This is a genomic window from Horticoccus luteus, from assembly GCF_019464535.1.
In the GTDB taxonomy this organism is placed as follows: domain Bacteria; phylum Verrucomicrobiota; class Verrucomicrobiia; order Opitutales; family Opitutaceae; genus Horticoccus; species Horticoccus luteus.
The window spans coordinates 2,059,667-2,071,641 of record NZ_CP080507.1; the positions used below are offsets into that span (position 1 = coordinate 2,059,667).

Genomic DNA, 11,975 nt, shown 5'->3' on the forward strand with positions numbered 1-11,975 from the left:
CGCCCGTTGCAAACGCCCGCACGCTCAGCGAGCCACCAACTTGTGCAGGTCCGCGACCGTCAACTCGTCCAGCCGGTGCACGACCCGATCCACGCGCCCGCGCAACGCCTCCGCGGGATGCGTCGTCGCCACCCCCACGACCTTCATGCCGCCCGCCCGCGCCGCCTCGATGCCCGCAAACGCATCCTCAAACACTACGCAACTCGCCGGTGCCCGGGAGATCTTTTCCGCCGCGCGCAAAAACACGTCGGGGTGCGGCTTTCCCTGCGTCACATCCTCCGCCGTCACCATCGCAGTGAACACCGACGCCAGGCCGAGCACGTCGAGGATTGTCGCGATATTCTCGCGATGCGTGGAGGAACCCACGCAGAACGGCACCCGTCCCTCCGCTAGCCGCGCGAGAAATTCCCGCCCGCCCGGCAGCACCTCGAGCCCGCGCTCGGCGACGATTTCCCGATACAGCGCCTCCTTGCGCAACGACAGGCGCCGCACGTCGCCGCTGTCGCGCGTCCAGCCGAGCAATTCCGGAATGATCCATTCGTTCTTCTTGCCGAAGCCGAGTTTGAAGTGGCCTTCGGGCAACGTGCGCCGCTCTTCGGCCGCGAGTCGTTCCCAACTGAGTTCGTGATGATGCGACGAGTCGATGATGACGCCGTCCCAATCGAAAATGACGCCGAGGTCCGGCGAAACGTTTGCCATGGCCGCATGTTTTCGCCGCCGCCGCCGCGTGGCAATCCGGCAAAAAGTCACGCGCGATTCGCCGGCGGCGGGGTGCGGCCGGTCTGCCGCCACCAACGCGCAAAACGGAACAGCGGCGGCAGGACAAACCACGCTACGATCACGCCGAGGAGAACCCATTTCACGCGGTCCCACGCCGGCGCGACGTAGTCGATGCGCTCAGCCCACGACGACGGTGGCGTCGCGGTTGCGACCGTCGTCGTCGCGGCAGCCGGCGCGCTCCCCGCGGCGTCCAAATCCTGCAGGTCAAGCGCCTGCGCGTCGCGTTGCCACGTGAGGCGCGTCGCTTCCGTTTCGGCGGCCGCGATGCGGGCGAGCGCATCTGCGTGAAAACGCTCCATCTTCGCCAGCCGCTCGGCGTTGGCGCGCTGCTGCGCGGGATTCCCCACGAGCCGGTCCCACGTGCTTTCCTGTTCACGCAAGCCTGCGGCTATTTTGTCCGCTTGGTCCGCGCGCTTGCGTTCCGCGGTGATCTCAAGGGACAACCGGTCGAGGCGCTGATTCGCTTGCGCGACACTTTCCCGCAAAGCCGCCCGGCGCGCGTCCCTTTGTTGCCGCTGCGTCGCTCGATCCGCGACCTCGTCCGCCACGGCGTGCCGGTGCAGCCACCACGCCGTGCCCCCGAGCACCGCCGCCGCGAGTAGGACCGGGGGCAGCAGCTTGCGCACAATAATCCAGAGGTATTTGAACAGAAACGTCATTTATGAAGTCTGGGTGGCGGATGAATTAGCTCGCGTCATTCAACGGCCGCGGACCCCGGATGCCAATTGCTAAAGCCTCCGGCGGCGGCCAAGCTCGCCCTCAGTCCAACGGCGTTGCTGTTCAACTCCTCCCCTCCCAACCCCATGTCCAAGGTAATTATTTCCACTCTGTATGACTCCGATGTGTTTCGCATGGCGTGCCGCCAGTTCGATCAGGCGGCCGACGCGATCAATCTCCCGGAGGCCATCCGCGATCGCACGAAATATCCCCGCCGCTGCCTCGCCGTGGCCCTGCCCGTCGAGCGCGATGATGGCTCGGTGACGGTCTTCGAAGGCTATCGCGTCCAGCACAACCTCTCCACCGGTCCGTCCAAAGGCGGCATCCGTTTTCACCAACACGTCACGTTGGGTGAAGTCGCCGCGCTCTCGATGTGGATGAGTTGGAAGTGCTCCCTCGTCGGCCTGCCCTACGGCGGTGCGAAAGGCGGCGTGATCGTGGATCCGCACCAACTTTCCGAACGTGAGCTCGAACATCTTTCCCGCCGCTACATGCAGGAGATGATCAACTTCGTCGGCCCGCACACCGACGTGCCCGCACCCGACGTCGGCACCAACGAGAAAATCATGGGCTGGATGATGGATACGTATTCCAACCACGCCGGCCATCTCGAGACCGCCGTCGTCACCGGCAAACCGATCGCCCTCGGCGGTTCACAAGGTCGCCGTGAAGCCACGGGGGCGGGCGTCGCCTATCTCGTGAAACAGTATCTCGCCGACCTCAAGATCCCGATCAAGAAGGCCACGGTGGCGATTCAAGGCTTCGGCAATGTCGGCAGTGAAACGGCCCTCGCCCTCGCGAATTACGGCGCGAAAATCATCGCGATCTCCGACTACACCGGCGCCTTTCACAACCCCAAGGGCATCGATGTGCAACGCGCGTTGAAATACGTGCAATACCAGCGCGTGTTGAAGGATTTCGATGGCGGTGAACCCATCACCAACGAGCAGCTCCTCGAGTTGAAATGCACGGTCCTCGTGCCCGCCGCCCTCGAGCGCGTCATCACCGAAAAAAATGCACCCAAGCTCCGCTGCCGCGTCCTCGCCGAAGCCGCCAACGGCCCGACGACCAACGCCGCCGACAAAATCCTCAACCAGCGCGACGAGATCGAGGTCATCCCCGACGTGCTCTGCAATTCCGGCGGCGTCATCGTCTCGTATTTCGAATGGCTGCAAAATCTGCAGAACTTCTATTGGTCGCGCGACGAGGTGATGACCAAACTCTACGCCGTCCTCGACAAAGCGAAGACGTCCGTCGACTACCAAAAACGGAAGTTCAAATTCAGCCGCCGTCTCGCCGCGCTCACGCTCGGTGTGCAACGCGTCGCCGACGCCAAGGCCGCGCGCGGCCTCTTCCCGTAAACGCACCCGGTCCGCCCGCACTCGCGTGGCTTGGGCGTCCCGCCCAAGCCCGCCGCCACGCTCCCGCCCGGCCGCCACGAACGTCCGCCCGTCGCCGCGCCTCAACCACCGGTCAGTGCAGGAAAATCCAGCCGCACACCGCGAGGATCGGCAGCAGGATCGGCAAACTGTAGCGACCGATGTAGCCGAAGAACGACGGCACCCGCACGCCCGCCGACTCCGCGATCGATTTCACCATGAAATTGGGGCCGTTGCCGATGTAGGTCATCGCGCCGAAAAATACCGCGCCAAGGCTGACCGCGATCACGAGTTCCGGCCGGTCGGCGAGCAGTTGATGCACCGCCGCGTGCTCCGCCGCCGGGGTCGATTCTCCACCGCCACCGGTCGACGCGCTGACCTCGGCCAGCTTCAGGAAATTCACATACGTCGGCGCATTATCCAGCACCGCCGAGAGCCCGCCCGAAGCGAAATAATACGCCGGCGCGCGCTCGAAACCGAATTCGTGACCGTGCTGCTCCAGATAGTTCAACGCGGGCATCATCGTGGCGAAAATACCGATGAAGAGAAACGCCACCTCCTTGATCGGGCCGAAGCTGAAGTGATTTTCCAAATGCACATCTTTCGGCGTCAGCCGGTAGCTCGCCACCGCCGCTCCGAGCATCACGATTTCGCGGAGAAACCAGTAGTCCGGCAGAAACACCGCCGCGATGATCACGCCCAGGAACAGCACGTTCATCATGCCGTCGAAGCGCCACGTATCCGGCGCCTCGCTTTCGTGCCGCAAGCGCACCGGCATCCGCGCAAACGACCGTCGATCGAACACGTAAAACGCCACCAGCAGCGCCACCAGCGTCACGATCCACTGCCCGATCACGTGGTCGAGCAGCCAGAAGAACGGCACGCCGCGCAGGTAGCCCAGAAACAACGGCGGATCGCCGATCGGCGTCAGCGCACCGCCGACGTTTGAAACCACGAAGATGAAAAATACGATGTGAAACGCGCTGATGCGGATCTTGTTCAACCGGATCCATGGCCGGATCATTACCATCGAGGCGCCCGTCGTGCCGATGAAGTTCGCCAGCACCGCGCCGACCGCGAGAAACGCCACGTTCACCACCGGCGTCGATTCGCCCTTCACCTTGATGTGAATCCCGCCCGCCACCACGTACAGCGCCCCGATGAGGCTGATGAACGAGAAATACTCGTGCGCCGTGTGCCCGATCACCGTGCCGCCGCCTTCCACGCGCCATAGATAATATGCCGCCACCACCAGCCCCAGGCCGATCGCGATGTGCGGATAATAGTGCTCCCACAGATGCTTCACCCGCGGGGGCGTGAGCGGCATCGTGGCGATAAGCAGCAGCAACAGCGCGAACGGTGCCACCAGGATGAGCGGGATCGATGCGACTGCGCCATGACTGACCGTCGCGAGGGAAAGCTGAAACATGCGACCGCGTGATGCAGAACTCATGCCGCCGCCGCAAGCCAGCGTCGCAACTTTGCGCGCTCGGCCACCTTTTCGCCCACCGCCAACCTCCGTTCGCATCCCATTTCCGGGACGTCCGCTTCCCGCCTTCGGCGCCTGGCCGCCGGCTTCAAAAGCCACCAATACTTTCTGCGCGTTGCCCTCAAACGACTTAGGTCTGTTTCGTTGCCTTGGCACGCGCCTTGCAAAGTCTGTCGCGCACCATGGACATCCCGCGCCCCGACCAAACGAAAGCCAAGCGCAAGAAACGCATCCTCCTCGCCGCCGGCATTGTGGTCGCGCTCGCCGTCATCACCGTCCTCCTCGCGCGCCTCAAGCCCGCCGCGCCCAGCGTCGAACGCAACCTCGTGTGGATCGACACCGTCAAACGCGGCGAAATGCTCCGCCAGGTGCGCGGCCTCGGCACGCTCGTCCCCGAGGAAATCACGTGGATCGCCGCCCGCACCCAAGGCCGCGTCGATAAAATCGTCCTGCGCCCCGGCGCCGATGTGAGTGAGACCAGCGTCATCCTCATCCTCACCAACCCCGACGTCGTGCGCGCCGCCACCGACGCCGACTCGCAGCTCAAGGCCGCGGAAGCCGAACTCGCCAACCTCAAGGTGACCCTCGAAAGCAGCGTCCTCGCCGCCGAATCCACCGCCGCCACCGCGAAAGCCGATTACGAACAGGCGAAACTTCGCGCCGAGGTGAACGACCAGTTGTTTCAAGACGGCCTCGTTTCGCCGCTCGAAATGCGCCTCACCAAAGTCACCGCCGAGCAAGCCGCCACGCGCAACACCATCGAGCAAAAACGCTACGCCTTCGCGCAGGATTCGATCGCACCCCAACTCGCCGTCAAAGCCGCCGAAGTCGACCGGCTCCGCAGTCAGGCCAAACTCCGTCAGGACGAGCTCGATGCCCTCACCGTCCGCGCGGGCATGACCGGCGTCCTGCAACTTCTCCCCGTCGAAGTCGGCGCCCAAGTCCAACCCGGCACCAACCTCGCCCGCGTCGCTGATCCCCATCGCCTTAAGGCCGAAGTCCGCGTCGCCGAGACGCAGGCCAAGGACATCCAGATCGGCCAGCCCGCGACCATCGATACGCGCAACGGCATCGCGGCCGGTAAAGTCTCCCGCATCGATCCCTCCGTGCAAAACGGCACCGTCACCGTCGACGTGACGATGACGCAGGAGCTCCCCCGCGGCGCGCGGCCGGATCTGTCCGTCGATGGCACCATCGAACTCGAGCGCCTCAACGACGTCGTTTACGTCGGCCGCCCCGCGTTTGGCCAGGAACACAGCACCGTCGGCATGTTCAAGCTCGACGCCGACGGCATCTACGCCACCCGCACGCAGGTCCAGCTTGGCCGCAGCTCCGTCAACACGATCGAAATCGTCAACGGCCTCCAACCCGGCGACCGCGTCATCCTCTCCGACATGTCGCAGTGGGATGCCAACGACCGCATCAAGTTGAACTGATCCGCTCCGCCGCGCGTAACTTTTCCGGCTCTCGCCGTGTTTATCCCGCCATGCTCCCCGCTGTTGTTCTCGTCGCGCTGCTGACCGCCTTGGTTGCCGCCGACACTTCCGCCGACTCCTAACGCCCGCTTCCTCCTCTCTTCCCCATGAATCCAGAATCTCTCATCAAACTCGACGGCGTCACCAAAGTCTTCCTCACCGACGAGGTCGAAACGCACGCCCTCTCCGGCATTCACATCGACATCGTCAAAGGCGAATTCGTCTCCATCGCCGGCCCGTCCGGTTGCGGCAAGTCCACCTTGCTCTCCATCCTCGGTCTCCTCGATTCGCCGACCGATGGCACCTATCTTCTCAACGGCCGCCCCGTGCAGGGCCTCTCGCTCCCCGAGCGCGCCCGCATCCGCAATCGCGAGATCGGTTTCATTTTCCAATCGTTCAATCTCATCGGCGATCTCACCGTTTACGAGAACGTCGAACTCCCGCTCACTTACCGCGGCATGCCCGCCAGCGAACGCAAAATCGCCGTCACCGAAGCGCTGGAAAAAGTCGGCATGGCGCATCGCGCGAAGCATCTGCCCTCGCAGCTTTCCGGCGGTCAGCAGCAACGCGTCGCCGTCGCCCGCGCCCTCGCCGGCAAACCTGCCGTCCTCCTCGCCGACGAGCCCACCGGCAACCTCGATTCGAAAAACGGCGACTCCGTCATGCAGCTCCTCGCCGGTCTTCACCAAGGCGGCGCGACCATCGTCATGGTCACGCACGACGCCCGATTCGCGCGCAACGCCGACCGCACCATTCACATCTTCGACGGCCGCGTCGTGCAGGAGCAGGTCGAGACTGATCCCACCCGCGCTTAACCGCTTCGGTCACGCCGCCCCGGGCGCGCCGTTTAGCGCGAGTAGGAAATTCCGTTCGTCGGCCTCTCGCGTCCGGCTCCGCCCTGTCCGCTGATCGCCCCGTCCACCTCGCTCGTTTCGCCTCATGCTCGCCGCGCTGCGCTTCGCCCTTCGCCAACTCGCGAAGTCGCCCGGCTTCGCGATCGTCGCCGTGCTCACTCTCGGCGTCGGCATCGGCGCAGTGACGGTCGCGTTCTCCGCGGTCAACGCGGTTTTGCTCAAACCGTTTCCCTACATCCGGCACCAGGAGCGGATGCTGTATTTCAACGAACTCGATCACAGCCGCGGCCTCTCCGACATCGGCATTTGCTACGCCGACTTTCTCGATCTCCAGCATCGGATGACCACCCTCGACGGTCTCTGGGTCCGCACCGATCGCACCGTCATTCTCTCCGGCGCCGATGAACCCGAACGGCTCCTCGGCACCGGCGTGAGTTGGGACGCTTTTAAGCACATGGGCGTCGCCCCCTTCATCGGCCGCGACTTCCTCCCGTCCGACGCCCAACCGGATAGTCCCGAGGTCGCGTTGCTCAGCTACGGACTTTGGCAACGCCGCTTCGGAGGCGATCGCGACATCATCAACACCACCGTCACGCTCAACGGCAAACCCGCGCAGATCATCGGCGTGATGCCGCGCGGCTGGGCTTACCCGGATAACTCCGCGCTCTGGAGCGTCTATCGTCCCGAACCCGCGCAACTCACCGACCGCGCCAACTTTTTTCTCGACGGTCACGCCATGATGAAACCCGGCGTGACCCTCGCCCAAGTCCAGGCTGAAGCTGACACCGTCATGGGCGCGATCGCGCGCGAACATCCCGTGACCAACGGCAATGTCGGCGTCTCCTTTCGCGACGTGCGCGAACAAGCCACCGCCGACACCCGCCCGCAGCTCCTCCTTTTTCTCGGCGCGGTGTCGTTCGTCTTCCTCATCGCCTGCCTCAACGTCGCCAACCTCGTGCTCGCGCGCCTGGTCACCCGCACCAAGGAAATCGCCATCCGCCTCGCCCTCGGCGCCACGCGCCGGCAGCTCATCGGCCAATTCTGCGTCGAAGGCCTCGTCCTCGCGTTTCTGGGCGGCAGCGCGGGGCTCCTCCTGGCCTTGTGGGGCGCGGACGCCATGTGGCTCGGTGTCAAGACCGACATCCCCTTCTGGTTGCAACGCGGCTTCGACCTTCGCGTGTATGCCGTCGTCGTCGCGCTCGGTTTGATCGCGGCGTTGTTCTTCGGCATCCTCCCCCTCTGGCAGGCCGCGCGGCCCGACCTCACGCGCGAATTAAAAGAAAGCGGCCGCGGCGCCGGCGACGGTGGTCCCGCCGGCCACCGTTTACGCCAAAGCCTCGTCATCGTCGAAGTCGCCCTCGCCCTCGTCCTCCTCGTCGGCGCCGGCCTCATGATGCGCAGCTTCGGAAAACTGCGGGACATCGCTCTCGGTTTCGACGCCCGCCAAGTTCTCACGTTTCGCGTCGGCCTGCCGCCCACGATGGCGCCCGACGACACCGCCTCGCTCAACCTCTTTCGCGCCCTCCTGCCCCGCCTCCAAACCGTCCCCGGCGTGCAATCCGCCAGCGCCGCCACCGTCGTTCCGCTCACCCACGACAACAGCATCAACGCCCTCGTCATCGAAGGGGAAGCCGAGCCGCGCACCCTGAGCGAGGCCGCCCTCGGCCAGCAACGCGCCGTGATGCACGACTTTTTCCAAACGATGCGCATTCCGCTGCTCCTCGGTCGCCGCTTTCAAGCCGGTGTTGACCGGCCCGATTCGCCGCCCACCGCGATCGTGGACGAAGCGTTTGCCTTGCAGCACTACGGCAGTCTGACCAAGGCCCTCGGCCGGCGCTTCCGCACCTTCACGCCCGCTGCGGATCAGAAGGCGCCATGGCGGACCATTGTCGGCGTCGTGGGCAACACCCGCCTCCGCCTCGCTGGTCCCGATCCGCAGCCCACGTTCTACGTCCCCTTCGAGCAGCAACCGAGCAATTTCATGACGGTCGTCCTCCGCACCGCGGCCAATCCGGCCAGCCTCCTCCCCGCTGTGCGTTCGGCCGTGTCCGCCGTGAATAAAGACATGCCGATCTACAACGCGTATTCGATGGAAGCCCTCTTCCAACGCGACGCGTGGGCGCAGGCGTTCTTCGGCGGGCTCTTCACCACGGCCGGCATCATCGCGCTCTTCCTCGCGAGCATCGGCGTTTACGGCGTCATGTCCTACGCGGTCGCACAACGCACCGCCGAGATCGGCGTGCGCATGGCCCTCGGCGCCCAGCCCGGCCGCGTCGTGCGCCTGATGCTCGGTCGCGGCGTGCGGCTGGTGGCCGCCGGCTTGCTCATCGGGTTCGTCGGCTCCTGGTTCGCCGCGCAACTCTTGACGGGCTTCCTCTACGGCGTGTCGCCGCACGATCCGCCGACCTTCGCCGCCGTGCCCGTGCTCCTCGCCGCCATCGCACTTTTCGCGTGTTACGTGCCCGCGCGCCGCGCCACCCGCATCGATCCGCTCACCGCGCTGCGCGCCGAATAACCCGCACTCCTCGCCCACCGTCGACCTGTTTCTCCCTCCGTTCGCCGCTCTCAGTCGCTCCCCATCTTCGTCTTCTACTCCATGCTCTCCGACTTCCGCTTCGCCCTCCGCACGCTCGGCAAGACCCCCGGCTTCACCGTCGCCGCCGTCATCGTGCTCGCTCTCGGCATCGGCGCCAACTCCGCCATCTTCAGCATCGTCAACGCGCTTCTCTTCGCTCCGCCGTCCTATGCGCACCCGGCCGCCGTCGTCCAAGTTTTTTCGCAGGACAAAAAGAACCCCACGTCCTACCGCGCCTTCTCCTATCCGACCTACCGCGACATTCGCGAAAAGAACTCCGTGTTCACCGATGTCTTCGCGCACAACCTCACGCTGATCGGCATCGGCGAAAAAGACCACGCCCGCCGGGCGCTGGCCGAGCTCGTCTCCTCCAACTATTTCTCGGTGCTCGGCGTCGCCCCGGTTCAAGGCCGCGCCTTCCTGCCCGACGAGGAACGCCCCGGCAGCGCCCCTGCCGTCGCTATCGCCAGTTATCCTTACTGGCAGCAACGCGGCTTCGATCCCGCCCTGGTTGGCTCGACCGTTTTGATCAGCGGCCGCCCCTACACCATCGTCGGCATCGCCCCCGAAAACTTCACCGGCACGATGCAGCTTTTCTCCCCGTCGTTCTGGCTGCCGCTCGGCGATTACGACCGTATAGTCAACGACACGCTCGCCGACGAACAGCGGGCGCTCGCCCTCCGCTCCACCCACGACCTCATGATCGTCGGCCGCCTCAAGCCCGGCCTCACCGGCGCCACCGCTCTCCCTGCGCTCGCGACCCTCGCCGCCAACCTCGAACACGCGTTCCCCGTCGAACAGAAAGACCAGACGTTCACCACGGCCCCGCTCTCGCGCCTCTCCACCAGCGAGACGCCCAACGATGGCGATGGCGATATCGCCACGCTCGGCGCGCTCCTCCTCGGCATGTCTGCCGTCGTGCTCCTCGTCGCCTGCCTCAACCTCGCCAACATGCTCCTCGCGCGCGGCACCGCCCGCCGCAAAGAGATCGCCATCCGCCTCGCCCTCGGCGCCGGCCGTGCCCGCATCATCCGCCAACTGCTCCTCGAAGGCTTCGTCCTCGCGGTCATGGGCGGGGTCGTCGGCCTGGTGCTCGCTCTCTGGTCCGCCGATCTCCTCGTCGCCTCGCTGTTGCGCTTCATGCCCTTCGACCTCGTCTGGCCGTCCGGCCTCAGCCCCGTCGTGCTGGGCGCCACGTTTCTCTTCTGCGTGTTCGGCACCCTCCTCTTCGCGCTCGGGCCGGCGTTGAAGCTCTCCCGCGGCAACGTCCTCACCGACCTCAAGGAACAAGCCGGCGAGGACGTCGCCCCGCGCCGCTGGAAATATTTTCCGCGCCATCCCTTGGTCGTCGTGCAGATCGCGCTCTCCCTCGCGCTCCTCACCGCCGCCGCCCTTTTCATCCGTGGCGCCGGCAAAGCCGCCAACGTCGACACCGGCCTCGACGTCCAACGCACCTGGCTCGTGCAGGTCGACGCCAGTCTCGCCGGCCAGAATCCCGTCCGCTCCCGCGAACTCTACCACGAGCTCAATGCCCGCCTCGCCGCCCTTCCCGGCGTCGAAAGTGCCAGCGTTTCCTCCCTCATTCCTTTCGGCATGGTCTCGAAAAGCAAAAAGATCTCGCGCGCCGGGCTCTATCCCGCGGCCGACGCCAAACCTTCCACCGCCGCCGAGGGCCTCGCCTACTTCGCCAGTTGGAACAGCGTCGGCGCCGACTACTTCAAGTCGGTGGGACTCCCTCTCCTCCGGGGCCGGCCTTTCACCGCGGCTGAGGCCACCCAGCCCGGCGGCCCGGCGGTGGCGATCATCGATGAATCGCTCGCCCGCAAACTCTGGCCCGATGGCAACGCGCTCGGCCAGCAACTCCAATACGCCGCCACGCACGCTCCCGCCGCCAAAAACTCTGGCGAGGGTGGTGGCATCAACATGAGCACCACCGCCGATTCCGGTGAAATCAAAGCCGGTGAACCTATCCAAGTCGTCGGCATCGTCCCCTCCACCCGTCACGCCCTCTTCGAGAAGGAGGTCGGCAGCAGCATCTACCTGCCCTACAGCCGAGGCTTCCAAAGCGACGTCCATTTCCTCGTGCGTTTCGCCACGCTCCCCACGGATGCCAACGCCACCACCGCCCTCCTCCGCCGCACCGTGCGCGAATTCGATGCCACGCTGCCCGTGCTCGCCATCAAATCCTTCCCGCAGCACCTCGACGGCAACATTCAGATCTGGGTCGTTCGCGCCGGGGCCGCCCTCTTCTCCGTATTCGGCGGCCTCGCCCTCGGCCTGGCTGTCGTCGGCATTTACGGCGTGAAAGCCTACGCCGTCGCCCGCCGCACCCGCGAGATCGGCATCCGCATGGCCCTCGGCGCCCAACCCGCAGTCGTCCTGAAAATGATTCTTCGCGAGGCCACGCTCATGCTCGCGTGCGGTCTCCTCCTCGGCGTCCTCCTCGCGTTCGGCACCGGCCAGCTCGTCAGCAGCCTCCTTTACCACGTCAGCGCCACCGACCCGATCGCGTTCACCGTGGCGCCGGTCGTCCTCGCCCTCGCCGCCTTCGTCGCCGCTTGGATTCCCGCCCGCCGCGCCACCCGCATCAACCCGCTCACCGCCCTCCGCTCCGAATAATCCACCGCGCGCGTCCGTCCAAAATCGTTCGCTTCGTTCGTTCTCTTTTCACCACCTGGTTTCTTCGCGCTGCTTCGAGCCACCTTC

At 65.4% G+C, this 11,975-nt stretch carries 8 protein-coding genes; 5 read left to right on the forward strand and 3 right to left on the reverse strand.

The genetic code is table 11. The features are described 5' to 3' along the window. Positions 1–24 precede the first annotated feature (24 nt). Positions 25–699, reverse strand: coding sequence for an HAD family hydrolase (locus tag K0B96_RS08670; RefSeq protein ID WP_220166145.1), 675 nt, complete (start codon positions 697–699; stop codon positions 25–27). A gap of 47 nt (positions 700–746) precedes the next feature. Further along, on the reverse strand, positions 747–1,439 hold the full coding sequence (locus K0B96_RS08675) for a hypothetical protein (protein ID WP_220166154.1): 693 nt from the start codon (positions 1,437–1,439) through the stop codon (positions 747–749). Between the two features lie 144 nt (positions 1,440–1,583). Between K0B96_RS08675 and K0B96_RS08680 the strand changes: the two genes are divergently transcribed. Next, positions 1,584–2,858, forward strand: a complete 1,275-nt coding sequence (locus K0B96_RS08680) for a Glu/Leu/Phe/Val family dehydrogenase (protein ID WP_220166156.1) — start codon at positions 1,584–1,586, stop codon at positions 2,856–2,858. Positions 2,859–2,970: 112 nt separating this feature from the next. Here K0B96_RS08680 and K0B96_RS08685 read toward each other — a convergent pair whose 3' ends face one another. Further along, on the reverse strand, positions 2,971–4,305 hold the full coding sequence (locus K0B96_RS08685; protein WP_220166158.1) for a sodium:proton antiporter: 1,335 nt from the start codon (positions 4,303–4,305) through the stop codon (positions 2,971–2,973). A gap of 242 nt (positions 4,306–4,547) precedes the next feature. On the opposite strand from K0B96_RS08685, the gene K0B96_RS08690 reads away from it, so the two are divergent. From K0B96_RS08690 to K0B96_RS08705, 4 genes are all read left to right on the forward strand, one after another. Beyond that, complete coding sequence (locus K0B96_RS08690) at positions 4,548–5,801, forward strand: efflux RND transporter periplasmic adaptor subunit (RefSeq protein WP_220166160.1); 1,254 nt, start codon at positions 4,548–4,550, stop codon at positions 5,799–5,801. Positions 5,802–5,947: 146 nt separating this feature from the next. Continuing rightward, a complete protein-coding gene (locus tag K0B96_RS08695) occupies positions 5,948–6,655 on the forward strand; it encodes an ABC transporter ATP-binding protein (RefSeq protein ID WP_220166162.1) in 708 nt (235 codons plus the stop codon). A gap of 124 nt (positions 6,656–6,779) precedes the next feature. After that, complete coding sequence (locus K0B96_RS08700) at positions 6,780–9,209, forward strand: ABC transporter permease (protein ID WP_220166164.1); 2,430 nt, start codon at positions 6,780–6,782, stop codon at positions 9,207–9,209. An 81-nt stretch (positions 9,210–9,290) separates the two neighbouring features. Then, complete coding sequence (locus K0B96_RS08705) at positions 9,291–11,888, forward strand: ABC transporter permease (protein ID WP_220166166.1); 2,598 nt, start codon at positions 9,291–9,293, stop codon at positions 11,886–11,888. The last annotated feature ends 87 nt before the right edge of the window (positions 11,889–11,975 follow it).